This window comes from Streptomyces sp. 11-1-2, from assembly GCF_003595545.1.
In the GTDB taxonomy this organism is placed as follows: domain Bacteria; phylum Actinomycetota; class Actinomycetes; order Streptomycetales; family Streptomycetaceae; genus Streptomyces; species Streptomyces hygroscopicus_B.
In genome coordinates this window covers 6,116,607-6,141,969 of the sequence record NZ_CP022545.1, presented here as the reverse complement: position 1 = coordinate 6,141,969, position 25,363 = coordinate 6,116,607, and the positions used below count along the sequence as shown (strand labels likewise).

The 25,363-nt window shown below is 69.2% G+C and carries 21 protein-coding genes and 4 tRNA genes; 13 read left to right on the top strand and 12 right to left on the bottom strand.

Going from position 1 to position 25,363, the window contains the following annotated elements; all coding sequences use genetic code 11:
* Window positions 1–18 precede the first annotated feature (18 nt).
* On the bottom strand, window positions 19–480 hold the full coding sequence (locus CGL27_RS52265; RefSeq protein ID WP_240450637.1) for a hypothetical protein: 462 nt from the start codon (window positions 478–480) through the stop codon (window positions 19–21).
* A gap of 734 nt (window positions 481–1,214) precedes the next feature.
* Window positions 1,215–1,796, bottom strand: a complete 582-nt coding sequence (locus CGL27_RS52260) for a hypothetical protein (RefSeq protein WP_240450636.1) — start codon at window positions 1,794–1,796, stop codon at window positions 1,215–1,217.
* 287 nt (window positions 1,797–2,083) lie between these two features.
* Here CGL27_RS52260 and CGL27_RS26050 point away from each other — a divergent pair, with 287 nt between their 5' ends.
* Window positions 2,084–3,442 carry an MFS transporter gene (locus CGL27_RS26050; RefSeq protein WP_078642652.1) on the top strand — a complete coding sequence of 453 codons (1,359 nt, stop codon included), beginning with the start codon at window positions 2,084–2,086 and terminating at the stop codon, window positions 3,440–3,442.
* 150 nt (window positions 3,443–3,592) lie between these two features.
* Complete coding sequence (locus CGL27_RS26045) at window positions 3,593–4,684, top strand: DUF1152 domain-containing protein (RefSeq protein ID WP_119990376.1); 1,092 nt, start codon at window positions 3,593–3,595, stop codon at window positions 4,682–4,684.
* Window positions 4,685–4,910: 226 nt separating this feature from the next.
* Here the strand turns inward: CGL27_RS26045 and CGL27_RS26040 are convergent, their stop codons facing one another.
* Window positions 4,911–6,137 (bottom strand): ABC transporter permease, encoded by a 1,227-nt coding sequence (locus CGL27_RS26040; protein WP_119990375.1) that lies wholly within the window; start codon window positions 6,135–6,137, stop codon window positions 4,911–4,913.
* Between the two features lie 110 nt (window positions 6,138–6,247).
* On the opposite strand from CGL27_RS26040, the gene hrpA reads away from it, so the two are divergent.
* From hrpA to CGL27_RS51070, 3 genes are all read left to right on the top strand, one after another.
* On the top strand, window positions 6,248–10,174 hold the full coding sequence (hrpA, locus tag CGL27_RS26035; protein WP_119990374.1) for an ATP-dependent RNA helicase HrpA: 3,927 nt from the start codon (window positions 6,248–6,250) through the stop codon (window positions 10,172–10,174).
* A 138-nt stretch (window positions 10,175–10,312) separates the two neighbouring features.
* Window positions 10,313–10,387 (top strand) — tRNA-Asp (locus tag CGL27_RS26030).
* Between the two features lie 115 nt (window positions 10,388–10,502).
* A complete protein-coding gene (locus CGL27_RS51070) occupies window positions 10,503–10,763 on the top strand; it encodes a DUF6274 family protein (RefSeq protein ID WP_119990373.1) in 261 nt (86 codons plus the stop codon).
* Between the two features lie 450 nt (window positions 10,764–11,213).
* Here the strand turns inward: CGL27_RS51070 and bldC are convergent, their stop codons facing one another.
* Window positions 11,214–11,420 carry a developmental transcriptional regulator BldC gene (gene bldC, locus CGL27_RS26020; RefSeq protein ID WP_003949541.1) on the bottom strand — a complete coding sequence of 69 codons (207 nt, stop codon included), beginning with the start codon at window positions 11,418–11,420 and terminating at the stop codon, window positions 11,214–11,216.
* 497 nt (window positions 11,421–11,917) lie between these two features.
* A complete protein-coding gene (locus tag CGL27_RS26015; RefSeq protein WP_059146546.1) occupies window positions 11,918–12,754 on the bottom strand; it encodes a hypothetical protein in 837 nt (278 codons plus the stop codon).
* Between the two features lie 175 nt (window positions 12,755–12,929).
* Between CGL27_RS26015 and CGL27_RS26010 the strand changes: the two genes are divergently transcribed.
* Both CGL27_RS26010 and CGL27_RS26005 read left to right on the top strand, forming a co-directional pair.
* A complete protein-coding gene (locus tag CGL27_RS26010; protein ID WP_240450635.1) occupies window positions 12,930–14,084 on the top strand; it encodes an amino acid dehydrogenase in 1,155 nt (384 codons plus the stop codon).
* Window positions 14,085–14,452: 368 nt separating this feature from the next.
* Complete coding sequence (locus CGL27_RS26005; protein WP_078642646.1) at window positions 14,453–14,707, top strand: DUF3073 domain-containing protein; 255 nt, start codon at window positions 14,453–14,455, stop codon at window positions 14,705–14,707.
* A gap of 120 nt (window positions 14,708–14,827) precedes the next feature.
* On the opposite strand, the gene purM is transcribed toward CGL27_RS26005, so the two are convergent.
* From purM to CGL27_RS25990, 3 genes are all read right to left on the bottom strand, one after another.
* The gene (gene purM, locus CGL27_RS26000; protein ID WP_078642645.1) at window positions 14,828–15,895 is read right to left on the bottom strand and encodes a phosphoribosylformylglycinamidine cyclo-ligase; all 1,068 of its coding nucleotides are present in this window, start codon (window positions 15,893–15,895) and stop codon (window positions 14,828–14,830) included.
* 40 nt (window positions 15,896–15,935) lie between these two features.
* On the bottom strand, window positions 15,936–17,495 hold the full coding sequence (gene purF / locus CGL27_RS25995) for an amidophosphoribosyltransferase (protein ID WP_119990372.1): 1,560 nt from the start codon (window positions 17,493–17,495) through the stop codon (window positions 15,936–15,938).
* Between the two features lie 189 nt (window positions 17,496–17,684).
* A complete protein-coding gene (locus CGL27_RS25990; protein ID WP_119990371.1) occupies window positions 17,685–18,473 on the bottom strand; it encodes a sterol carrier family protein in 789 nt (262 codons plus the stop codon).
* A 93-nt stretch (window positions 18,474–18,566) separates the two neighbouring features.
* On the opposite strand from CGL27_RS25990, the gene CGL27_RS25985 reads away from it, so the two are divergent.
* Window positions 18,567–18,965: a nuclear transport factor 2 family protein gene (locus CGL27_RS25985; RefSeq protein WP_119994551.1), complete on the top strand. Its 399-nt coding sequence runs from the start codon at window positions 18,567–18,569 to the stop codon at window positions 18,963–18,965.
* A 95-nt stretch (window positions 18,966–19,060) separates the two neighbouring features.
* Here the strand turns inward: CGL27_RS25985 and purL are convergent, their stop codons facing one another.
* Genes purL through purS form a run of 3 tightly spaced genes read right to left on the bottom strand, consistent with a single transcriptional unit; the run spans window position 19,061 to window position 22,268 of the window.
* On the bottom strand, window positions 19,061–21,310 hold the full coding sequence (gene purL / locus CGL27_RS25980; RefSeq protein WP_119990369.1) for a phosphoribosylformylglycinamidine synthase subunit PurL: 2,250 nt from the start codon (window positions 21,308–21,310) through the stop codon (window positions 19,061–19,063).
* On the bottom strand, window positions 21,307–21,987 hold the full coding sequence (gene purQ / locus CGL27_RS25975) for a phosphoribosylformylglycinamidine synthase subunit PurQ (protein WP_093463487.1): 681 nt from the start codon (window positions 21,985–21,987) through the stop codon (window positions 21,307–21,309). Before purQ ends, purL begins: the two co-directional genes overlap by 4 nt.
* Entirely contained in the window at window positions 21,984–22,268 is a 285-nt protein-coding gene (gene purS, locus CGL27_RS25970) for a phosphoribosylformylglycinamidine synthase subunit PurS (RefSeq protein WP_078642640.1), read from the bottom strand. Before purS ends, purQ begins: the two co-directional genes overlap by 4 nt.
* A gap of 303 nt (window positions 22,269–22,571) precedes the next feature.
* On the opposite strand from purS, the gene CGL27_RS25965 reads away from it, so the two are divergent.
* From CGL27_RS25965 to CGL27_RS25945, 5 genes are all read left to right on the top strand, one after another.
* Window positions 22,572–22,889, top strand: coding sequence for an Lsr2 family protein (locus tag CGL27_RS25965; RefSeq protein ID WP_078642639.1), 318 nt, complete (start codon window positions 22,572–22,574; stop codon window positions 22,887–22,889).
* Window positions 22,890–22,993: 104 nt separating this feature from the next.
* Window positions 22,994–23,065, top strand: a tRNA-Gly gene (locus CGL27_RS25960).
* Between the two features lie 81 nt (window positions 23,066–23,146).
* Window positions 23,147–23,222 (top strand) — tRNA-Gly (locus tag CGL27_RS25955).
* Between the two features lie 191 nt (window positions 23,223–23,413).
* Entirely contained in the window at window positions 23,414–24,034 is a 621-nt protein-coding gene (locus tag CGL27_RS25950) for a response regulator transcription factor (protein WP_059146535.1), read from the top strand.
* A 117-nt stretch (window positions 24,035–24,151) separates the two neighbouring features.
* Window positions 24,152–24,224, top strand: a tRNA-Gly gene (locus CGL27_RS25945).
* Window positions 24,225–24,277: 53 nt separating this feature from the next.
* Here CGL27_RS25945 and CGL27_RS25940 read toward each other — a convergent pair.
* Window positions 24,278–25,198 (bottom strand): phosphoribosylaminoimidazolesuccinocarboxamide synthase, encoded by a 921-nt coding sequence (locus CGL27_RS25940; RefSeq protein WP_119990366.1) that lies wholly within the window; start codon window positions 25,196–25,198, stop codon window positions 24,278–24,280.
* Window positions 25,199–25,363: the final 165 nt, after the last annotated feature.

Here is a 25,363-nt window from a genome sequence, read left to right as displayed (position 1 = left end):
CCTATGCGGTCACAGCACCTAGCCAAGTGACTCTCGCATCCGCTGCTCGAACCTGATCACCGGTGCCTCACGGGCGTACGGAGCCAGACGGCGGTGGAATTCATGGACATGCCCAGCGACCCGGGGAAAGTCGATCACGGTGTTCAGCTCGAGTGCGAGTCCGGCGCTGTGACATGCGTCGCCGAGCTTGCCCTGCTCGAGCTGGGTGCTGGCGAGCCAGAAGGCGTGGAGAGCCCGTCCGCGCTGCTGTCCGGATGTTTCCCGGCGCAGTCCCTCGGCGATGAGAGGTTCGGCCCGTGGTGCCTCGCCAAGTCGGGCCAGGGCGATTCCGGTGTCGACGATGAGCTTGGTCTCGTCGAAATAGCGCACCCAGGAGGGCGCCTCGTCCGTCCGGCCGCGTGCGCATTCGAAGGAGTCGCGGGAACGGTCGATGGCCACATAGGTGGCCTGCAGGCTCATGCAGGACAGCACATTGGCCACGAAGAGACGATCTTCCTGCTCCCGCGAGAGGCTAAGGGCCTGGCTGAAGTAGATACGTGCCGTGCTGTACTGACAGGCATCGAAATACGCCCAGCCCGGCCCGCAAGACGGGCCAGCTCTGCGGCGAGGGACCGTAGGTCCCGGCCCAGTGCCTCCCCAGCGTGCCGCATCACCTGTGTGACGTAAGTGAGACTTCCGACGACCGCAGGCCGCATTGGCGCACCACCGTGCTGGTCGTCCCGACGCCAGTAGAACGCCAAACCGAGGCTCTGGGGCCCCCGAGAGCTTTCCGGACTGGGGTTCGACCTTCTCCGTAAGTGTCACCGGCTCGTGAACGCGGCTCACCTCTGGCACGAAGCAGTGAGCGATGAAACAACAACAAGCACTGCTGAACAGTCAGGGTTTCGGGCGGCCGACGGCCTGCTGATCAGCGCGTATACAGATTTCGTCTGGGCTGCAGGCGAGGCGCTCAGGGATCCGCACTCAGTCTGACGTCATACGCCAACCCGTACGCCAACAGCAGCAGACAACCACGGTCAACTAAGCACCCCCAGGCACCCACGACCGGGCCCAGCCGGGCACCGGCACGGCCTGAAAAGCGGAAGGTCGCCGGTTCGACCCCGGCCCCAGCCACTGCCGCCCCTACCAGGGCACAGCCCCCTCCCGGTGCATCCGGAGGGGGCTTCTTCATCGCCTGCGACGCCTACGGGGGAACGCGTGTCTTGCATGAACGATCAGACGTTGGCGCAGATCGCGAAGACGCTGATGCCCACGTTGTCGGTGGAGGTCTGGCGGCCCAGCCCGATCCAGCCCCGTGCGTCATTGGTGGGGAAGCTGCCGACGAGGATGGCGGTGTCGCCCCGGGCCTCGGCACCGCCGCCGATGACCTTCTTCCCCGGCGGGCAGTACACCGTGCGCCGCTGGAAGTTCGGGACGTTCTCATTGGGCAGGGTGACCACCTCGTAGCCGGGCACACCCTCGCCGGGGCGGGGTGCTTCTTGGGAAGCGGTCGCGTCCGACTGGGAACCGGCGGCCCCGGAGCTCTGGGAGCCGGTCGCCCCGGAGCCCTGGGAGTCTGTCGCCTCGGAGCTCTGAGACTCGGTCGCCTTGGAGCCTTGGGACCCGGTCCCCTCGGCGCTCTGGGCCATGGTCCCCTCGGCGCTCTGCGACATGGTCCCCTCGGAGCCTTGCGACATGGTCGCCTCGGCGCTGTAAGAGCCGGTCGTCTGGTCGTCGCCGCCCTGTGTCGCCGACGCGACGCCTGGTGTCAGCGCCATGGTCAATGCCGCGGCAGCGATGACGAGCCTTCCACGCATGTGTGTCTTCTCCTTCGTCACGGGCCCCTGGACGGGACCGACACCGTGAAAGCGTGACCAGGCGAAGCGGAGAGTAAGGCATGAAAGTATGCAAATCCCACGAACGTGGGACGCGTAAGAGGCGTACGGGTGCAGCTCTCCCGAGCGGCCGAAGACCGCCGGTTCGCGCAGTGTCCCGGTGAGCGGAACGTCGCCATTCCCGCCATGAGAATCAGCGGCGAACAATCCCCGAACACAACCGAGCCGCAGGTCTTGATCCCATCCGAAGCGGCCATTGGAGAGCCGACATGGCAGACGTGAAGGGCACCCCGAGCGAAGTACGCAAGGCAGCGATCGCAAGTTTGTTCGGTAGCGCATTGGAGTGGTACGACTTCTTCCTCTATGGCACGGCCGCCGCGCTCGTGTTCAACACCCTGTTCTTCCCGACCTTCAATCCGCTGGTGGGGACGATCGCCGCCTTCGGCACCAACGCGGTGGGGTTCCTCGCCCGGCCGTTGGGCGGCATCATCTTCGGGCACTTCGGGGACCGGATCGGCCGAAAGTCGATGCTGGTGACCACCCTGGTGATCATGGGCGTGGCGACCTGTCTGATCGGCCTGCTGCCCACCTACGCCACCGTCGGGGTCTGGGCGCCGGTGCTGCTGGTGGCGCTGCGGATCGTGCAGGGCATCGCCGTCGGCGGCGAGTGGGGCGGCGGGGTGCTGATCGTCAGCGAACACGCGCCGAGCCACCGCCGCGGCTTCTACTCGGCCTGGAGCCAGACCGGCGTGGGGCTCGGGTTCGTCCTCTCCGCCGCCGCCTACGCGCTGGCCCAGGAGGTGACCACCAAGGAGTCCTTCCTCGCCTGGGGATGGCGCATTCCATTCGTGGTCGGCATCCTGCTCACCGCCGTCGGACTGCTGATCCGGCTCCGGATCATGGAGACACCCGCGTTCCAGGAGAAGGAGTCGGAGCCGAAGAAGTCCACCCCGCCGCTTCTCGACGTCATCCGCACCCACCCCAAGTCCATCCTGATCGCCTTCGGCGCGCGGGTCGCCGAAACCGGTGCGAGTTACCTCTTCCTCACCTTCAGCCTCTCCTACGCGTCCGAGATCGGAGTGGGCAAGGGCGTGGTGCTGGCCGCGCTCGTGGTGGGGATGCTGTTCGAGTCGTTCGCGATGCCCATGTTCGGGGCGCTCTCCGACCGCATCGGACGCCGACCGGTGTATATCGGGGGCGCGATCGCGGTGATCGTCTGGGCGTATCCGTTCTTCGCGTTGTTCGACTCGCGCAATCCGGTGCTGATCTTCGTGGCGATCTTCGTGGCGGTCGTGATCGGCCACGGGGCGATGATCGGTACCCAGCCGGCGTTCTTCACCGAACTTTTCGCCAGCCGGGTGGCCTACAGCGGGCTCGCCCTGGGGCATGAGCTGGCGTCGATGATCGTCGGCGGGTTCTCCCCCATCGTCGCCACCGCGCTGCTCGCCTGGTCGGGCGCGTCCTGGCCGATCGCACTGTTCCTCATCGGCATGGGCCTGGTCACCGTGTTCGCCGTGGCGGCCGCTCCCGAGACCAACCCGAACGTCCTCGGGGACGGCAAGGCCCGGCAGGAGGCCGAGGCGGAAGAGAAACCCAAGCCGTCCGATTCATCGCCGATTCATTCATAACCGGCCTCCGTAATCGGCCTCCGTAATCGGCCTCCATAACCGGTCTCGCCCTGCCCCGCCCGCCGCCGGTGCGGCCGGGGCAGGGCGACGGCTGGGCGGGGCATGCCCGAAGTACGACGGTATCGGCCGTTCCGGCCGTACGCTGGGCTGATGACGCGGCTGATCGTGGCGGGGGGAGGTGGCGGGGACGCCGTTGCCGCCGCGGTGATCGACCGGGCTCTGTACGGGCACGGGACGGCCGACGACCGGGCGGTGGTCCTGACCTACGCCTGGGACCGGCTGCTCGTCGATCCCGTCCCCGGGCCCCGGGGAGCGGCCGACTTCACCGGTCTGCGGACGCTCACGCCGAGCGTGTACGCCGTGCCCAAGAACGCGAGGCCGGTGGCGCCGGCCGGGTCCACACTGCCCCGGCTGGCAGCCGAGCTGCCGCACACCTTCGCGCTGCTCGACCCCCACCACGGGGTGGAGGGCATGGTCCGGCAGCTCGAAGAGCTGATCGAGCACCTGGCCCCGGTCTCCATCGACCTGCTGGACGTGGGCGGCGACATCCTCGCGCGAGGGGATGAGCCCACGCTGCGCAGCCCGCTCGGGGACGCGCTGTCGCTTGCCGCGTGTGCGCAGGTGACCGCGGAGATCCGGCTGCTGGTCGCCGGGCCGGGGCTGGACGGGGAGATCCCGGTGGAGGTGCTGCGCGAACGGCTGGGGTCGGTGGTCCACACACTGACCGCCGAGGACGTCACGCCCATCGGCCCCGTCATGGAGTGGCATCCGTCGGAGGCCACCGGCATGCTCACGGCCACGGCGCGGGGGGTGCGCGGGCTGTGCGAGGTACGGGACGCGGGGCTCACCATCCCCCTGACCGACGACGGGCCCGTGGTCCATGAGGCGGATCTCGACGCCGCGTTCCGCCGGAACCGGCTCGCCGGGGCCATCGCCGACACGACCGGTCTCGCCGAGGCCGAGCGGCACTGCCGGGACATCTGCGGATACTCGGAGATCGACTACGAGCGGGAGAAGGCCGCGCGGTCCGGGTCGGCGCCCGAGGGCCCGTTCCGGCCCAGAGCCGTACTGGCCGGGGTCGCCGGCTTCGCGGAGGAGGCCCGCGCCCGCGGGGTCAGCCACACCACCTTCCGCCACCTCACCGAGGCCCTCGGCCTGAGCGGTGTCCAACGCGCCGATCTGCGGGCCCTGCTGATCGGGACTCAGTCCGAGCGGTACGACGCCCCGCTGTGGCGGCTGTGATCACCCGGATGGGCTATAGTTGATCTCGCAACGCCGCCCCCGCGGGGCGGGAGTTGATGCGTCGGTCGTCTAAGGAAAGATACTCGTCTCCAAACGAGGGATGTAGGTGCAAGGCCTGCTCGGCGCTCCTTAGGAAAGTCCCTCCCCTGATCTCAAGGGGAGGGACTTTTTCGTGTGCCCACAGCGCGCCGCACCGCACCGCGCCGCACCCCACCGCTCTCCCCCCTCAGCACCGCGTCGGCGTCGCCCTCGGCGGCCGCCCTCCCGGGTGGCGGTGGCGCCAGGTCCAGAAGACCACGGCGGACACCAGACACCAGCCCCCCAGCACCAGGAAGGGGAAGGGGTGCTGGTGGCGGGGGAAGTAGATCGCGGTGTGCTGGGCGTTGACCGAGGCACCCGGCGGGAGCCAGCGGCCGACGGTGCCCAGGAGGGAGGGGAGCAGGGGCCAGGAGACGGCGCCGCCGGAGGAGGGGTTTCCGAGGATCACCATCAAACCCCAGGTGGGGAGGAGCGCCCAGCGCCCGAAGAGGACGTTGAACATGGAGAACACCAGCCCCGAGGTGAACATCGTCAACGCCAGGATCGCCCACGACTCCGCGAAGGGGAGCCGGAGCGATTCCAGCCCCCAGTCGACGATCGCCGCGATCGAGAAGGCGCCGAGCAGGGCGTACGCGAGGTTGAAGGCGATCCGCTCGGCCGGGTTGAGCTCGGCGGCGTTGACACTGAGCTGGATGGCGCCGAGGAAGCCGATGATCGTGGCGGCCAGGGAGATGTAGAAGACCGCGAGTCCACGCGGATCGCCGGGCTGCAGCGGTTTCAGATCCCTCACCGTGACGGGCACCCCGGAGGCCCGGCCCACCTTGCCACCCGCCTGGCTGAGCACCTGGGCCACGGTCGCCCCCGCCGCGCCCGCGACATCCAGCTCGAGGCCATGGTCGCGCGCCCGCAGGATCGCGAAGACCCGCTGCTCCTCCAGGGACCAGCGGGCCTTCGCATAGCTGGGGTAGGGGTGCAGCCGGAGGGACGCGTTCAGGGCCTTCTCCATCCCGGTGAGGAACCGGTTCCGCAGGGCGGCGTCGTCATCGGTGATCACGACGGCGGTGGGGATGTTCCGGGGGGTGGGGTTGGCGAAGGCGAAGGTGTACGAGCCCGCGAAGAGTCCCGCGCCCGCGGAGATGAGCAGCACGATGACGGTCGCGGGGAAGAAGGCGGTGTGCTTGAAACGGGCCCATGGGGAGAGCCGGTCCGCCCCGCCCCTGCCCGCGTCCGCCCCGCCCCCGCCCTCGGCGGTCGCGCCCCCGCCCCCACTCGCGTCGCCTCCGCCCCCACTCGCGTCGCCTCCGCCCCCGCTCGCGTCGCCGCTGCCCCCACTCGCCTCGCCGCTGCCCCCACTCGCGTCGCCCCCGCCCGCGTCGCCCTCGCTCGCGCCTGCGCCGCTTTCGTCGTCCGCCATGCGCCCACGCTAGAACGGACAATCCCGGCATACCGTGCGACGTGGCCCGGACAACACCCGGCGGAAATGGTTCGCCAGTCGTTTTGCCGAGGTGAGATCCTGGGATCCGTATGTCCACCACGCCTGCCCCCGCCCTGCCCGCCCTGCTGGAGCGGCTGCCCGAGCTGATGCTGCGCGACCAGCAGCGGCTGGGCCGCCGGCTCGACGGCGCGCGCCGGATCCGTAAACCCGAGGCCCGAGCGGCCGTGCTCGGTGAGATCACCGAGGAGATCACGCGTGCCGAGCTGCGGGTCGCGGACCGCCGCGCCGCCGTGCCGGCCATCACCTATCCGCAAGAGCTGCCGGTCAGCCAGAAGAAGGACGCGATCCTCGAGGCCGTCCGGGATCACCAGGTGGTGATCGTCGCAGGTGAGACCGGCTCCGGAAAGACCACCCAGATTCCGAAGATCTGTCTGGAGCTGGGGCGCGGCGTCAAGGGACTTATTGGCCATACGCAGCCACGCCGTATCGCCGCCCGCACCGTGGCCGAGCGCATCGCCGAGGAGCTGCGGTCGACGCTGGGCGAGTCCGTCGGCTGGAAGGTCCGCTTCACCGATCAGGTGGGGCAGGACACCCACGTCAAGCTGATGACCGACGGCATTCTGCTCGCCGAGATCCAGACCGACCGCGAGCTGCGCCAGTACGACACGATCATCATCGACGAGGCCCATGAGCGCAGCCTCAACATCGACTTCCTGCTGGGCTATCTGGCCCAACTGCTGCCCCGCCGCCCCGACCTCAAGGTCGTGATCACCTCCGCCACCATCGACCCGGAGCGCTTTTCCCGCCATTTCGGCGACGCGCCGATCGTCGAGGTCAGCGGGCGTACGTATCCGGTCGAGGTGCGCTACCGCCCGCTGCTCGAGGAGGGCGGCGAGGACAGCGACCGCGACCAGATCACCGCGATCTGCGACGCGGTCGACGAGCTCCAGGCCGAGGGGCCCGGCGACATCCTGGTCTTCCTCTCCGGTGAGCGGGAGATCCGCGACACCGCCGACGCGCTGAACAAGAAGAAGCTCCCGGTCACCGAGGTCCTTCCGCTGTACGCCCGGCTGTCGCACGCCGAGCAGCACCGGGTCTTCCAGAGACACACCGGCCGCCGGATCGTGCTGGCGACCAACGTCGCCGAGACCTCGCTGACCGTCCCCGGTATCCGCTATGTGATCGACCCGGGCGCCGCCCGGATCTCCCGCTACAGCCATCGCACCAAGGTCCAGCGGCTGCCCATCGAGCCGATCTCCCAGGCCAGCGCCAATCAGCGCAAGGGCCGCTGCGGCCGGACCAGCGACGGCATCTGCATCCGGCTGTACTCCGAGGACGACTTCCTCACCCGCCCGGAGTTCACCGACGCCGAGATCCTCCGGACCAATCTGGCCTCCGTCATCCTCCAGATGACCGCCGCCGGCCTCGGCGACATCGAGAAGTTCCCCTTCATCGACCCGCCGGACCGCCGCAATGTCAAGGACGGCGTCCAGCTCCTGGAGGAGCTGCACGCCCTGGACGGCAAGCAGAAGGACCCACGGAAGCGGCTCACCCAGGTCGGCCGGAAGCTGGCCCAGCTTCCGGTGGACCCGCGGCTGGCCCGGATGGTGCTGGAGGCGGACCGCAACGGCTGTGTCCGCGAGGTCATGGTGATCGCGGCGGCGCTGTCCATCCAGGACCCGCGCGAGCGCCCCTCGGACAAGCAGCAGCAGGCGGATCAGCAGCACGCCCGCTTCAAGGACGAGTCCAGCGACTTCCTGGCCTTCCTCAATCTGTGGAAGTACATCCGGGAGCGGCAGAAGGAGCTGTCCTCCTCCGCCTTCCGCCGGATGTGCCGCAATGAGTTCCTCAACTACCTGCGCATACGCGAATGGCAGGACATCTACAGCCAGCTCCGCACGGTCGCCAAGACCATGGACATCCATATGTCCGAACAGGACGCGGCGCCCGATCACGTCCATACGTCGCTGCTGGCGGGGCTGCTGTCCCATGTGGGGCTCAAGGACACCGATAAGAACGAGTACTTGGGCGCGCGCAGCGCCAAGTTCGCGGTGTTCCCCGGCTCGGCGCTGTTCAAGAAGCCGCCGCGCTGGGTGATGTCGGCGGAGCTGGTGGAGACGTCCCGGCTGTGGGCGCGGGTCAACGCGAAGATCGAGCCGGAGTGGATCGAGCCGCTCGCCCAGCACCTGGTCAAACGCACCTACAGCGAACCGCACTGGGAGCAGAAGCAGGCCGCGGTGATGGCGTATGAGCGGGTCACGCTCTACGGGGTGCCGATCGTCGCCCAGCGGAAGGTCAACTACGGCCGGATCGACCCGGAGACCAGCCGCGATCTGTTCATCCGCAACGCCCTGGTGGAGGGCGACTGGCGCACCCACCATCAGTTCTTCCACGACAACCGCAAGCTGCTGGGCGAGGTCGAGGAGCTGGAGCACCGGGCCCGGCGCCGCGACATCCTCGTGGACGACGAGACGCTCTTCGACTTCTACGACCAGCGGATCCCCGAGCATGTGGTCTCCGGGGCCCACTTCGACTCGTGGTGGAAACACAAGCGGCGCGAAGAGCCGGAGCTTCTCAACTTCGAGAAGTCGATGCTCATCAACGAGCGGGCGCAGGACATCACCAAGGACGCCTACCCGGACTCCTGGCGCCAGGGGAAGCTCAAGTTCAAGGTGACCTATCAATTCGAGCCGGGGGCGGACGCGGACGGTGTGACCGTCCACATCCCGCTGCAGGTGCTCAATCAGGTCACCGCGGACGGTTTCGACTGGCAGATTCCGGGGCTGCGGGAGGATCTGGTCACCGAGCTGATCCGCTCGCTGCCCAAACCGGTGCGCCGTCACTACGTCCCGGCGCCGAACTATGCCAAGCGCTTCCTGGAAAGCGCTGTCCCCCTCCAGGAGCCGCTGACCGCGGCGCTCGGGCGTGAGCTCCAGCGGATGGTGGGCGTACGGATCGAGCCGGAGGACTGGGACCTGGCGAAGGTCCCCGACCACCTCAAGGTCACCTTCCGGGTGGTGGACGAGCGGCGCCGCAAGCTGGCCGAGGACAAGGACGTGGAGGTGCTGCGGCAGCGGCTGCGGCCGAAGACGCGGGCCGCGATCTCCAAAGCGTTCGAGTCCTCCAAGGAGGGCGTGGGGATCGAGCAGCGCGGCGGGCTGACCCGGTGGACGGTCGGGACGCTGCCGCGCACCTTCGAGACGCGCCGCGGCGGCCAGCCGGTCAAGGCGTATCCGGCGCTCGTCGACGAGGGCGCCTCGGTGGCCGTACGGCTCTTCGACACCGAGGCCGAGCAGCGGGAGGCGATGTGGCGGGGGACGCGCCGGCTGATCCTGCTCCAGCTCCCGTCCAGCCCCGCCAAGTTCGTCCAGGGCAAGCTCTCCAACCAGGCCAAGCTGGCGCTCTCCAGCAGCCCGCACGGCGGTGTGCAGGCGCTCTTCGACGACTGCGTGGCCGCGGCGGCCGACCGGCTGATCGCGTCCCGTGGCGGCCCGGCCTGGGACGAGGAGTCGTTCCGCAAGCTCTTCGACGCGGTGCGCAGCGACATCACGGACGCCACGCTGGACACCGTGCGCAAGGTCCAGGAGGTGCTGGCGGCCTGGCAGTCGTGCGAGCGGCGGCTCAAGGACACCAGGAGCCCGGTGCTGCTTCCGTCCCTCACGGACATCAGGGAGCAGCTCTCGGAGCTCATCGCACCGGGCTTCGTGACCGCGCACGGCGTACGGCGGCTTCCGGACCTCATGCGCTATCTGGTGGCCGTGGACCGGCGGCTGCAGCAGCTTCCGGGCAACGCCGACCGGGACCGCGCCCGGATGGCGAAGGTGCGGGAGATGCGGGACGAGTACGCCTGGCTGCTGGAGCAGTTCCCGCCGGGGCGCCCGGTGCCCCAGGAGGCGCTGGAGATCCGCTGGATGATCGAGGAGTTGCGGGTCAGCTACTTCGCGCACGCCCTCGGTACGGCCTATCCGGTGTCCGACAAGCGCATCGTGAAGGCCATCGACGCGGCGGCGCCGTAAGGGTGTCCCAGGGGCTCCGGCGGCCCGCCGGAGCCCCGCCGGGCGCGAGTTCGACCGCACCCCCTGACCTGCTGTAGAGTCTGCATCGCAGCGCACACCAGCGCGGCGCAGGGCGACGAAGTCGCAGGCGTCACTGTTGGTCCTGTGGAGCAGTTTGGAGTGCTCGCCACCCTGTCAAGGTGGAGGCCGCGGGTTCAAATCCCGTCAGGACCGCTTAACCGGAAGGCCTGGATCCGCATATGGATCCGGGCCTTTGTCGTCTTGACGGCGCACCACACCCAGAGGTACCCAAGCTAAAAGGCGCGGGGGCGCGCGGGAGGTGCGGCGTATGACGACGTCCGCGAGGCATGAGACCAGGGCGCTGCTGCGCGCCCATCTGGCGGCTGCCGCGGGCAACCGCCACTTCACCCGGCACTGTCCGATCTGCCATCGCCTGCTGCGGCTGGCGATGGAGCCCTCGGCGGCCGAGGAGGCGGGTGACGGGGCCGGCAACGGGGCTGGCAACGGGGCTGGCGACGGCGCCGGAGACGAGGCCGGCGACGGGGCCGACCAGGAGGCGACGGCCGCCGCTCCACCGCCAACTCGGTAAGCCCTTACCGCAGTTGCCCATTAGCGCAACCAGTGGACACAGGGCAATGGTTGGGCAGTGTGACGGGAGTCACCGAATGAGTTTCCGGAGTGAGGGAACTTACACCCCGCTCACCATGGGTCAATTTAATATGTGCAATTGCACCGTCTGTCCGCGGTGGCCCGAACGCCCCCCCGAGGACCCCCCGGGGGCCTCCCGGAGACACCGCGGGACACCCCGGGCAAGCCGAACGATTGCCCCTCCAGGGGCACTTGCGACCCCTCTGGAGGCACCCTCCGGAAGGCCGTTCCCAGGCATAAAAAGATCGCGCCGGACCCGGCGGAGTCCAGCGCGATCAACGACGCACCCATGTCGAGCGGTGGCGGGCCTGTTGGGGCAGGCACCCGTCGTGTGGAGCTATACAGGCGAAAACCGGGCTGGGGGCCCGGAAATGCCCGGTTATGCGGTTGTTCAGGCCTCGCTGCGCTGCTGCGGGATGCCCGCAAGAAGTGCACGGACCTCCGCTTCGCGGTAGCGCCGATGCCCTCCGAGCGTGCGGATGGACGTGAGTTTGCCTGCCTTCGCCCAGCGAGTGACCGTCTTCGGGTCCACGCGGAACATCGTGGCAACCTCAGCCGGGGTCAGCAGCGGCTCGGCATCAGGGGTGCGAGCGGTCATGAGCGGCCTCCTCGGGAGAACCGAACCATCACGGTTCTTTCCTCTAAATTCTGCACCTTGACCCGCGTTGCCCGAAATGGCGGACGCGGGCCGAGTCGGTTATAGGACGAACGGCTTGTCCTCGGCACTACAACTACACCATCTGTCCAGCCCCGTCGGCCAAACCGATGGAATTGCCCTCTCAGGTGTCCAACCTCAACGGAAGCCGATGGACCATGCCATAGCGGACAGTCACACGGCCGTGACGATCAGTCACAACAGGATCAGGGGTAACCAGATCCATCAAGGAGTGCAATACCGATGAATCCGCCCATAGTTGGGCGAAAGGAGTCCCTCCCGGACTCCTTGTCCTATTTTGACACGAGGATGGGCGATTACCGCAAGGCCCGAAGTCAGTGCTTTAGGTCACGATTGAGGCAATGGCCCGGATCGGGACCTACGTCCCCGTCTGTTCCGGCCGACCGTCAACCAGCCGTCCGGCGCCGCTCCGGTCGCGCTCAGCTCGCGTTCTGCCGCCCGCGGATCACGCTCCAGCGGTCGGTCAGCCGCTCGTACGCGCTGCCCGCCCGCTCCCCGTCCCCGTCACGCAGCGCCGCGAGGCCCTCCGCCACGTCCGCGGCCGAGTGATCCTCCTCGAGCTGCCCGGCCGGCAGAGTGTGCACCAGGCCGCCGTAGTCCAGCTCGACCAACGACCGGGGGTGGAACTCCTCGAGCCACCGGCCGACGTCCACCAGTCCGTCGATCAGCGGCCCTTCGCCGAGGGACTCCTTGAGCACCTTAAGGCCACGCGCAACCCGGCGCCTGGCCTGGACCATCGGGGTGCGGTAACGGAGAATGAGGCCGTCGTCACCCTTGGTGAATTCGCGCTCCTCGTCCCCGAAGAGCACGAACCAGCGCACCGGCACATGCCAGGTGGCCGAGCGGATCCACGGCCGGGCGTCCGGGTTGCGCTCCAGCCACCGCTCGAAGTCCGCCACCGCCTGCCGGCGCACCACCGGGGGCAGGGCCGCGTCCAGGAGAGGCCCGGGAAGGCGCTCCGGCAGCTCCTCCAGGGCCAGCCAGCCCCTCAGCCGCGTACGCCACGGACAGACGCATGTGACGCCGTCCACGAGCGCCACGAAGGCGTCCGCGCTCTCGTGCACCGGAACCGCCACCGGAGGGACCGGCAGGAGGTCCGCGAGCGAGCGGCGCAGCTCGTCCTGCGCACCGGGCAGGTCGTCGCGCTTGGCATACCGCGCCCAGTGCGATCTCTCCGGCTCCGGAAACGCTGCCAGTGGCTCATAGACCCGGAGATACGCCGCGTACGGGACAATCACCGAAGACGCCAAGGTCACACGCGCTCCCTCAAGGCTGAGACCACCGCCAGGGGCTCCCTCACCCCACCTGACGGCATCGTCCCATGCCCAGTATCCGGACTCGTCGGGGACATGGCCGATCCCCTGGGACCCCAGGGCTTACCCTCTTGCCCACGGCCCTCCCCACCAGTCAGGAGGGCGTCTACCCCGACCTATGGGAGTCACCACCGTGACCGACGTACGTCACACCGTCAGCGTCGACGGTCCGACGGAGAGTCGCGTGCCGAACCCTCTCTCACCGCTTGCGACGCTGTTCCGGTCCGATCTCGGCGGGCATGAGCAGGTCCTGCTCTGCCAGGACCGCGAGAGCGGCCTCAAGGCCGTCATCGCCCTCCACTCGACCGCCCTGGGCCCGGCCCTCGGCGGCACCCGCTTCCACGCGTACGCCTCCGAGGAGAACCCCGAAGAAGCGGCGCTCCTCGACGCCCTCAACCTCGCCCGCGGCATGTCCTACAAGAACGCGCTCGCCGGGCTCGACCACGGTGGCGGCAAGGCCGTGATCCTCGGCGATCCCGAGGAGATCAAGACCGAAAAGCTGCTGCTCGCCTACGGCCGCTTCGTGGCCTCTCTCAGCGGCCGCTACGTCACCGCCTGTGATGTGGGCACCTATGTGTCCGACATGGACGTCGTCGCCCGTGAGTGCCCCTGGACCACCGGCCGCTCCCCCGAGAACGGCGGCGCCGGCGACTCCTCGGTGCTGACCGCCTTCGGTGCCTTCCAGGGGATGCGGGCGTGCGCCCAGGCGTCCTGGGGCGCGCCCACGCTGCGCGGCCGCCGGGTCGGCATCGCGGGGGTCGGCAAGGTGGGCCACCACCTGGTCGAGCATCTGCTGGAGGACGGCGCCGAGGTCGTGGTCACGGATGTGCGCGGTGAGTCGGTGGACCGCGTGCTGGCCCGCCACCCCCGCGTGCGGGCGGTCCGGGACACCGACGCGCTGATCCGCGACGACCTGGACGTCTACGCCCCGTGCGCGCTCGGTGGCGCCCTGGACGACGCCACGGTGCCCGTCCTGACCGCGAAGGTGGTGTGCGGTGCGGCCAACAACCAGCTGGCCCACCCGGGGGTCGAGAAGGACCTGGCCGGCCGCGGGATCCTCTACGCGCCGGACTACGTGGTGAACGCCGGTGGTGTCATCCAGGTGGCGGATGAGCTGCACGGGTTCGATTTCGATCGGGCCAAGACGAAGGCGGCAAAGATCTTCGACACGACTTTGGCCATATTCGATCGGGCACAGACGGACGGAATCCCGCCCGCCGCCGCCGCCGACCGGCTGGCCGAGCACCGGATGGCGGAGGGCCACGACGCCTGAGCCGTGGCCCGCAGGCGCCTGAGAGCTTCTGGGCGCAGCCGTGGGCAGGCCGTGCGGGATCTTGCCGGAGGCCGCCACACGGGGGCGTGGGAGCCCCCTGGGAGCCATCGGCGAGAGATCCCTCACGGCCTGTCGGCGGGTCGGCCCGCAAGACACGTTAAAATCGCAGTTGACCAGCGAGGAACGGGCTCCTCGCGGGTTCTGCCTCGTGGCACGTCGTGTGGGCGACGTACCGTATGGCCACAGAAGCAGGTACCGTTGAAGCCCTACGGACCGGTCTCTCTTATGAGAGTCCGCTCCGATTTATGAACGTGAACGCGTGTCAAGACTCTGGGGCCGTCGAGCCCCGTCGTTGAGGGGGTCGAGCCATGGGGCGCGGCCGGGCCAAGGCCAAGCAGACGAAGGTCGCCCGCCAGCTGAAGTACAACAGCGGTGGGACGGATCTCTCACGCCTGGCCGAGGAGCTGGGCGCATCGCCAACGAATCAGCCGCCGAATGGCGAGCCGTTCGAGGACGATGAGCTGGACGACGACCCGTACGCACAGTACGCGGATCTGTACAACGACGATGAGGACGAGGACGACGACCAGTCGGATCCGTCTCCGCAGCGTCGCCGCGCCTGAACCAACCGTTCCAGGCGCTCGGCTTTTCGCCGCACACCTCCACCGGTCCGGGGTACCCGCCTCGGACCGGCTTCTGTGCTGTCCGCGCACGTCGCGCGGTCAACTCAGCCCGCATGGTCATCAGCTCGCATGGTCACCGGTCAGCGTCACCGCTTCCGCGTCCTCGGCCGTGCGCTCGGTGATCTCACCGCTGACCCAGGCTTCGACACCGCGGTCGGCGAGCGTGGTGAGCGCCACATCGACGGAGTCGGCCGGGACCACCGCCATCATGCCGACGCCCATGTTGAGGGTCTTCTCCAGCTCAAGACGCTCGACCGAGCCGGCCTGACCGACCAGCTCGAAGATCGCGCCGGGGGTCCAGGTCGAGCGGTCCACGACCGCGCGCAGCCCCTCGGGGATGACTCGCGCCAGGTTGTTGGCGAGCCCGCCGCCGGTGATGTGCGAGAAGGCGTGCACCTCGGTGGTGCGGGTGAGGGCCAGGCAGTCCAGCGAGTAGATCCGGGTGGGCTCCAGCAGCTCCTCCCCCAGCGTCCGGCCGAGCTCCGGCACCTCGCGGTCCAGCGCCCAGCCGGCCCGGTCGAAGAGCACATGGCGGACGAGTGAGTACCCGTTCGAGTGAAGTCCGGACGAAGCCATGGCGATCACCGCATCACCCGTTCGGATGCGATCGGCGCCCAGCACCCGATCGGCCTCGACCACGCCCGTACCGGCCCCGGCGACATCGAAGTCATCGGCGCCCAGCAGCCCCGGGTGCTCGGCGGTCTCGCCGCCCACCAGGGCGCAGCCGGCGAGGGTGCAGCCCTCGGCGATGCCCTTGACGATGGCGGCGACGCGCTCGGGGTAGACCTTGCCGACGCAGATGTAGTCGGTCATGAAGAGCGGCTCGGCACCGCAGACCACCAGGTCGTCCACGACCATGCCGACCAGGTCGTGGCCGATGGTGTCGTACACGCCCATCCGCCGGGCGATGTCCACCTTGGTGCCGACCCCGTCGGTGGCGGAGGCGAGCAGCGGACGCTGGTAGCGGGCCAGGGCGGAGGCGTCGAAGAGCCCGGCGAAACCGCCGAGGCCGCCCACGACCTCGGGTCGGCTCGCCTTCTTGACCCACTCCTTCATCAGCTCGACGGCGCGGTCACCCGCCTCGATGTCGACGCCCGCGGCGGCGTAGGTGGACCCGGACTCAGGCATGACGTTGAGATCTTTCGTATCGGGGATGACAGGCGTGCGCTCAGGGACGGCGCAGGGCGTCGGCGCCGCCGACACCAGCGGTCAGCGTCGTCACACCGTCGGCGTCGGCGCTGTTCGGGGCCTGTGTTTCGGACTCCAGGAGGTGCTTGCCCAGCAGCCCCGGATCCGGCAGCTCCATCGGGTACTCACCGTCGAAGCAGGCACGGCACAGATTCGGCTTGGCGATCGTGGTCGCCTCGATCATGCCGTCGGTGGAGATGTACGCCAGCGAGTCGGCGCCCAGCGACTTGCCGATCTCCTCGACCGAGAGGCCGTTGGCGATCAGCTCGGCGCGGGTGGCGAAATCTATGCCGAAGAAGCACGGCCACTTGATCGGCGGGGACGAGATCCGGATGTGGACCTCGGCGGCACCGGCCTCACGGAGCATCCGCACCAGGGCGCGCTGGGTGTTGCCGCGGACGATCGAGTCGTCGACGACCACCAGGCGCTTGCCCCGGATGACCTCCTTGAGGGGGTTCAGCTTGAGCCGGATGCCGAGCTGGCGGATGGTCTGCGAGGGCTGGATGAAGGTCCGTCCCACATAGCTGTTCTTGACCAGTCCGGAGCCGTACGGAATCCCGCTGGCCTCGGCGTAGCCGACGGCGGCGGGGGTGCCGGACTCGGGCGTCGCTATGACCAGGTCGGCGTCGGCCGGGGCCTCCTTGGCCAGCCGGCGGCCCATCTCGACCCGGGAGAGGTACACGTTCCGGCCCGCGATGTCGGTGTCGGGGCGGGCGAGATACACGTACTCGAAGACACAGCCCTTGGGGCGGGCCTCGGCGAAGATGGTGGAGCGCAGCCCGCTCTCGTCGATGGCGACCATCTCGCCGGGCTCGATCTCACGGATGAAGGACGCGCCCACGATGTCCAGGGCGGCCGTCTCGGACGCCACCACCCAGCCGCGCTCGAGGCGGCCGAGGACCAGCGGGCGGATGCCCTGGGGGTCGCGCGCCGCGTACAGCGTGTGCTCGTCCATGTAGACGAGGCTGAAAGCGCCCTTGACCTTGGGCAGCACGATGGGGGCCGCCTGCTCGACGGTCAGCGGCTTGCCGTCGTCGTCCACCTGGCCCGCGAGCAGGGCGGTGACCAGGTCGGTGTCATTGGTCGCCGCGACCTGGGTGGCCCGGCCGCCGTCCCGGGGCAGGGCCGCGACCAGCTCCGCCAGCTCGGCGGTGTTGACCAGGTTCCCGTTGTGGCCGAGCGCGATCGAGCCATGGGCGGTGGCCCGGAAGGTCGGCTGCGCGTTCTCCCACACCGAGGCTCCGGTGGTGGAGTAGCGGGCGTGACCGACCGCGATATGGCCCCGGAGGGAGCCGAGAGAGGTCTCGTCGAAGACCTGGGAAACCAGGCCCATGTCCTTGAAGACGAGGATCTGGGAGCCGTTGCTCACCGCGATGCCCGCGGACTCCTGTCCGCGGTGCTGCAGTGCGTACAGCCCGAAATAGGTGAGTTTGGCGACCTCTTCACCCGGTGCCCAGACTCCGAAGACGCCGCAAGCGTCCTGGGGGCCCTTCTCACCGGGGAGCAGGTCGTGGCTGAGTCGTCCGTCACCACGTGGCACGTCATCGAGTCTAGGCCAGTTCGGCGGTGCCTCCGAACGAGGGACCCGTCAGGGGGGCGTAAGTCACATTCCCCGCACCGCTCCGGGCCCCCGGAACCCGTGCCCGACCTGCGAACGGCCAGGGGCGGATATCCGTGGCCGAGGCAAGGATCACATCTCGCGCCCCGAAAAGGATCACATCGCGGGCGCTCAGCCGAGCACGGGCAGGTGCGCGGAGAGGTCGGCGCGGTCGCCGCTCGCGGTCAGCGGCGCCGACTCCAGGGCATCGGCCCAGGTCAGACGGCCCGTGGCGAGGCGGACCCAGGTCAGCGGATCGGTCTCCACGACGTTCGGCGGGGTGCCACGGGTGTGCCGGGGGCCCTCGACGCACTGGACCACGGCGAACGGCGGGATCCGGAGCTCGACCGAGCCGCCGGGCGCCTTCTCCGCGAGGGCGTCGGCGAGCACCCGGACCGCGGTGGCCAGCGCCTGGCGGTCGTGCCGTACGGGCACTCCGGTGGCGGCCGTCAGATCGTCGGCGTGGACCACGAGCTCCACACAGCGGGTGACCAGGTAGTCCTCCAGCCGCATCGCGCCGACGCGGGTGGCCAGCAGCCGGTCGCCGGGCGCGACGGAGGCCGCCTCCGCGAACCGCGCCTCGGCGCGCTCCAGCAGCTCGCCCAGGTCCTCACCCGCCGCGAGGGCACGCGTCTCCTCGTCGATCGGCCCGGAGTGCGCGGCCAGCGCCGCGGCCCAGCCATTGACGGCGACCTCCCGCGCGGGCGGCGCGGGCTGCTCCAGGAGCCGGACGACGGAGGTCACGGCCATCGCCAGATGCGCGACCAGCTCCCGGACCGTCCAGCCGCCGAGCCGGGTGGGGGCGTCCAGGCCCGCGTCGTCCAGCCCCTCGGCCGCCTTCCGCGCCAGCCGCAACTGCGCGATCACGGCGGTACGGGTCTTGGCAAGGTCGTACGTACGGGCGCGAGTACGGGGCGGCATGGCGCCGAGCCTATCGACAGCCCGGCGGGGCAGGCGGAGGATGAATGAAAGGAGATAGGGCGGTATCAATCAGGATGAAAGGTGTGAATGACCATGGGCGAGCATCCCGATGCCGCCGTGGTGCGCCGCGCATGCACCGCGTTCCAGCAAGGCGATCTGGACACCCTCTCCACGCTGCTGACGGCGGACGTCGTCCAGCATGTGCCCGGTGACAACATGCTCTCCGGACACCACAAGGGCCGGGACGCGTGCATGGATCTGTACCGCACCGAGTTCGAGGAGACCGCCGGCACGCTGCGGGTCGATCCGGAGTCGGTGATGCCCGACGGGCGCGGGCATGTGATCTCCGGCCACCACGTCCGCGCCGAGCGCGGCAACCGCACGCTGGACATGAAGACCGGGCTGTTCTTCACCATCGTCGGCGGGAAGATCAGCGACATCGACCAGTGCGTCGAGGACATTGACGCCGCCAACGCCTTCTGGGGCAAGTGAGCCCCCGCAAGGCCCGAAGCGACCGTACGGCCCGCTCCCTGCCGTCAGGGAGCGGGCCGTACGTCGCAAGGACGCAGGTTCTCAGGACAGCAGGCTCAGGCCAGCAGGCCCGGGATCGTCGCCTCGTACGGCTCCCTCAGCTCGGCCAGCGGGATGGAGAACTGCCCCTGGACGTCGATCGCGTCGCCGTCGATCACACCGATACGGGCCGCCGGAAGCCCCCGCGCCCCGCACATGTCCTTGAAGCGGACCTCCTCGCTGCGCGGTACGGCGACGACCGCCCGGCCCGCGGACTCGGAGAACAGCAGGACGAACGGGTCCAGACCGTCGGGGACGACGATCCGGGCGCCCTTGCCGCCGCGCAGACACGACTCGGTGAGCGCCTGGATCAGACCGCCGTCGGACAGGTCGTGGGCGGCGTCCACCATGCCGTCGCGCGAGGCCGAGATCAGGATCTCGGCGAGCAGCCGCTCCCGCTCCAGGTCCACCTTCGGCGGCAGTCCGCCCAGGTGGTCGTGGATCACCTGGGACCAGGCCGAGCCACCCAGCTCCGCCGTGGTGTCGCCCAGCAGATAGAGCAGCTGGCCCTCCTCCGCGAAGGCGATCGGGGTGCGGCGGGCCACATCGTCGATCACGCCGAGGACGGCGACGACCGGCGTCGGGTGGATGGCCACCTCGCCGGTCTGGTTGTACAGCGACACATTGCCGCCGGTGACCGGGGTGCCCAGGGTCAGGCAGCCGTCGGCGAGGCCGCGGGTGGCCTCCGCGAACTGCCACATGACCGCGGGGTCCTCCGGCGAGCCGAAGTTGAGGCAGTTGGAGATGGCGAGCGGGGTGGCGCCGGACGCGGCCACATTGCGGTACGACTCGGCGAGCGCGAGCTGCGCCCCCGCGTACGGGTCCAGCTTGGCGTAGCGGCCGTTGCCGTCCGTGGCGACGGCCACGCCCAGGCCGGTCTCCTCGTCCACGCGGACCATGCCGGAGTCCTCGGGCTGGGCGAGGACCGTATTGCCCTGGACGAAGCGGTCGTACTGATCGGTGATCCAGGACTTGGACGCCTGGTTCGGCGAGGCGACCACCTTGAGGACCTGCTCGCGCAGCTCCTCGGCGGTGGCCGGGCGCGGCAGCTTGTCCGCGTCGTCGGCCTGGAGCGCGTCCTGCCACTCGGGGCGGGCGTAGGGGCGCTCGTAGACGGGGCCCTCGTGGGCGACGGTGCGCGGCGGGACGTCGACGATCTGCTCGCCGTGCCAGTAGATCTCCAGCCGCTCGCCGTCGGTGACCTCACCGATGACGGTGGCGATGACGTCCCACTTCTCGCAGATCTCCAGGAAGCGGTCGACCTTCTCGGGCTTCACGATCGCGCACATGCGCTCCTGCGACTCGCTCATCAGGATCTCCTCGGGGGAGAGCGAGGAGTCGCGCAGCGGCACGGTGTCCAGCTCGACCCGCATACCGCCGGAGCCGGCGCTGGCGAGCTCGCTGGTGGCGCAGGACAGGCCCGCGCCGCCGAGGTCCTGAATGCCCTCGACCAGGTCCTCCTTGAAGACCTCCAGGGTGCACTCGATGAGCAGCTTCTCCTGGAAGGGGTCGCCGACCTGGACGGCGGGGCGCTTGGTGGGTTTCGAGTCGTCGAAGGTCTCCGAGGCCAGCACGGAGACACCGCCGATGCCGTCGCCGCCGGTGCGGGCGCCGTAGAGGATCACCTTGTTGCCGGCGCCGGACGCCTTGGCGAGATGGATGTCCTCATGCTTCATCACGCCCACGCAGAGCGCGTTGACCAGCGGGTTTCCCTGGTAGCAGGGGTCAAAGACGACCTCGCCGCCGATGTTGGGCAGGCCCAGGCAGTTGCCGTAGCCGCCGATGCCCGCGACCACACCGGGCAGCACCCGCTTGGTGTCGGGGTGGTCGGCGGCGCCGAAGCGCAGCGGGTCCATCACGGCCACCGGGCGGGCGCCCATGGCGAGGATGTCGCGGACGATGCCGCCGACGCCGGTGGCCGCGCCCTGGTAGGGCTCGATGTACGAGGGGTGGTTGTGCGACTCGACCTTGAAGGTGACCGCGTAGCCCTGGCCGACGTCGACGACACCCGCGTTCTCGCCGATGCCGACGAGCAGGGCGTCGCTCTCGGGGGCCTTCTCACCGAACTGCCGCAGATGGACCTTGCTCGACTTGTACGAGCAGTGCTCGGACCACATGACGGAGTACATCGCGAGCTCGGCGCCGGTGGGGCGGCGGCCCAGGATGGCGCGGATGCGCTCGTACTCGTCCTGCTTGAGACCGAGCTCGGCCCAGGGCTGCCCGTCGTCCGGGGTCTGCGCCGCGTGCTTGGTGGTGTCCAGGGTCATGCGCTGACCAGCCTCTTGAGGATCGAGGTGAAGAATCCGAGACCGTCGGTGCGACCGGTGCCGATCAGCGGTTCGACGGCGTGCTCGGGGTGGGGCATGAGGCCGACGACATTGCCCGCCGCATTGGAGATACCGGCGATGTCGCGGAGCGAGCCGTTGGGGTTGAGCTCCTCATAGCGGAAGACGACGCGTCCCTCGGCCTCGAGTTCATCGAGCACACGCTCATCGGCGACATAGCGTCCGTCGATGTTCTTCAGCGGGATGTTGATCTCCTGACCCTGCTCGTATGAGCGCGTCCAGGCGGTCTCCGCGTTTTCCACTCGCAACTTCTGATCGCGGCAGATGAAGTGCAGATGGTTGTTCCGCAGCATCGCACCGGGGAGGAGATGGGTCTCGGTGAGAACCTGGAAGCCATTGCAGATGCCAAGCACCGGCATACCGGCCTTCGCCTGATCGATCACCGACTCCATTACCGGAGAGAACCGGGAGATCGCTCCGGCGCGCAGATAGTCGCCATAGGAGAAGCCGCCCGGCAGGATCACCGCGTCGACCTGCTTGAGGTCCTTGTCGCGGTGCCACAGCGGTACGGCTTCGAGACCGGCGGTGCGGACCGCGCGCTGGGTGTCGCGGTCGTCGAGCGTGCCGGGGAAAGTGATGACTCCGATGCGTGCGGTCACGACTCGGCCTTCACGGCGGTGGCGTCGGCGCCCTCGCCGACCTCGACCTTGACGGAAAAGTCCTCGATCACGGTGTTCGCCAGGAAGGTCTCGGCGATCTCATGGATACGGGCGAGGGCGGCATCGTCGACCGGGCCCTCCACCTCGAGTTCAAAGCGCTTGCCCTGACGGACATCGGCGATCCCCTCGAAACCGAGGCGGGGCAGCGCTCGCTGCACCGCCTGGCCCTGAGGGTCGAGGATCTCCGGCTTGAGCATGACGTCGACTACGACGCGTGCCACTGGCACTCCCGGTGGTGTGGTGCTGGTGCGTAAGGCGGTGGCCCAAGACTACCCCGGCGAAAATTCTACGCGAGTAGATACGCAAGGGTTCGGTCACGTTTAAGCATCGTCGGTGGCAACCGATGGGGAAAGGTCGGGGAAAAACGTATGGTCCCGATCGCGGCGTGACACGCGGATGGAATTACCGGGGTTCACAATGCAATGCCAGTCGCTGTACAAATGAAAAAGCATTGTTGGACACAACTGGACAGCTGACATCTTTGCACGTCAACGCATCGATGCAGCCCGAAAGGACCGATATCCGTGGCGCAGCGCGTAGTAGTCACGCTCTCCGACGACCTCGAGGGCGGCCAAGCGGAGGAGACGGTCACGTTCGGACTCGACGGCAGGTTGTACGAGATCGACCTCAACTCTGCCAATGCGTCGAAACTGCGCGACGCCCTCGCGCCGTACGTGGAGGCCGGTCGCAAGCGGGCCCGCTCGGGCAAGACGTACCGCCGCACCGATGTCGCCCCGGACCCGGCCGCGGTGCGCGCCTGGGCCAGGTCGAACGGCATGGAGGTGCCCCCGCGCGGCCGGATCCCCAAGAAGGTCTACGAAGCCTTCAACGAGTCGGCCTGAGTGACCCGTTCAGCCGAGTTGCACACCACCCCGGGTGATCCGCTAAAGTCTGGAGCACGCCGAGGGGCGAGGCCGAAAGGCCGAAGGCCCGAGGAAGACACCATGCGGGTGTAGCTCAGTAGTAGAGCGCCCCCTTTCCAAGGGGGAGGCGCAGTGTGCGATCCCTGTCACCCGCTCTCATCGTCTATCGCCCTCTTGCTGAAGAGGATCAGGTAGAGTGATGCACGCGCCGATCGGTGAAAGCTGGTCGGAGGCATGCGGACGTGGCTCAGTTGGTAGAGCATCACCTTGCCAAGGTGAGGGTCGCGAGTTCGAATCTCGTCGTCCGCTCCAGATCTGAGGCGCCGGTCGAATCGACCGGCGCCTCAGGCGTTTTCAGGCCCAGAATCCCTGGCCGGGGCCGGGGCGGGAGCGAACGGCGGTGCCGCTGAGGGAAAGTGACGGCGTGCCGGGTCGGTGTGGTCCCGCTGGAAGGGGCCCCTGTGCGAGGGCCGCGCTGGATGAGGTCCCGCTGGGAGGGGCGTGTGAACGACACCGCGGCGATCCGGGTGCTGCTGGCCGACGACGAGCATCTGATCCGGGGCGCGCTGGCCGCCCTGCTGGCGCTCGAGGACGATCTGCTGGTGGTCGCGGAGGCGGCGTCCGGGCCCGAGGCGCTGGCGATGGCGCGGGCGCACCGGCCCGATGTGGCGGTACTGGACCTCCAGATGCCGGAGGCGGACGGGGTCTCGGTGGCCGCGGCACTCCGGTCGGAGCTGCCCGGCTGCCGGACGATGATCGTGACCAGCCACGGCCGGCCGGGTCACCTCAAGCGGGCCCTGGAGGCGGGGGTGCGCGCGTTCGTACCGAAGACCACCTCCGCGCAGCGGCTCGCGGAGATCATCCGCACGGTGCACGGCGGGTCCCGCTATGTCGACCCCGGACTGGCCGCCGACGCGATCAGCGCCGGGGACTCCCCGCTGACCGCGCGGGAGGCGGAGCTGCTGGAGCTGGCGGCGGACGGCGCCTCCATCGCGGAGATCGCCCAGCGCGCCGCGCTCTCCCAGGGGACGGTCCGGAACTATCTGTCGGCCGCGGCGGCGAAGCTGGGGGCGGAGAACCGGCACGCGGCGGCGCGGATCGCCCAGGAGCACGGCTGGCTTTGAGCGGCTCCCGAGCGCTCCGCGCCGCCACCCTGAGCGGCCTCGACACCCGGGTGGTAGTTCACCGGTCGAGGGTTTGGTTATAGTAGAGGCGCGTCGAACCGGAAAAGTCCGGCGCAGGCGGACGTAGCTCAGTTGGTAGAGCGCAACCTTGCCAAGGTTGAGGTCGCGAGTTCGAGCCTCGTCGTCCGCTCCGTGCACCAAGGGTCCCGGCCGATCGGCCGGGACCCTTGGTCGTTCTCCGGCCTACTTCCAGCGGGTGCCGGTCAGCAGCTCGTAAGCCTCCGCGTACTTCGCCCGCGTCCGCTCGACGACCTCCGCCGGGAGCGGGGGCGGCGGCTGCTCGCCGGCGCGGTCCCAACCGGAGGCCGGGGAGGTCAGCCAGTCGCGGACGTACTGCTTGTCGAAGGACGGCTGCGCGCGGCCGGGCTGCCACTGGTCGGCGGGCCAGAAGCGGGAGGAGTCCGGGGTCAGCACCTCGTCGGCGAGCACCGGCTCGGCGCCCTCCGCGCCCAGGGTCGCCTCCGCGTAGCCGAACTCGAACTTGGTGTCGGCGAGGATGATCCCGCGGGCTCGGGCGATCTCCCGGGCCCGGTTGAAGATGGCGAGGGTGGCCTGGCGAAGCTGGGCGGCGGGCTCGGCGCCGATGCGGTGGGCCACCTCCTCGTACGCCACGTTCTCGTCGTGCTCGCCGACCTCGGCCTTGGTGGCCGGGGTGAAGATCGGGGAGGGGAGCTCGGAGCCGTCGGTCAGCCCCTCGGGGAGGGCGATCCCGCACACCGTACGGGTCTCGCGGTACTCGGCCAGGCCGGAGCCGGTCAGATAGCCGCGCGCCACGCATTCGACCGGGACCATCCGCAGCGACCGGCACACCAGGGTGCGGCCCTCCCAGTCGGCGGGGGCGCCGGGGGGCAGCTCGCTGGACAGGACGTGGTTGGGCACGAGGTCGGCGAGCAGATCGAACCACCAGAGGGAGAGCTGGGTGAGGATCTTGCCCTTCTCGGGGATCTCGGTCGGCAGGACCCAGTCGTAGGCGGAGATCCGGTCGCTGGCGACCATGACGAGCTCACCGCGCTCGTTCCGGTAGAGGTCGCGCACCTTGCCGGTGTGCAGGTGCTGAAGGCCCGGAACCTCGACCGGTTCGGGCTTCTCGACGAATCCGGACACGCTTCCTCCTGATGCTTTTGTCCATTTGTCCCAGCCCTCCTCGATTCTGCCGCACGAAGCGGCGGTGACCGGCGGCGGGGCGCGGACCGCTGGGCCCGGCGGTTCGGGTTCCGCTTCCGGCCGGTTCGAACACCTCGCAGGAGGAACTCGTACGGCAGGACGCGC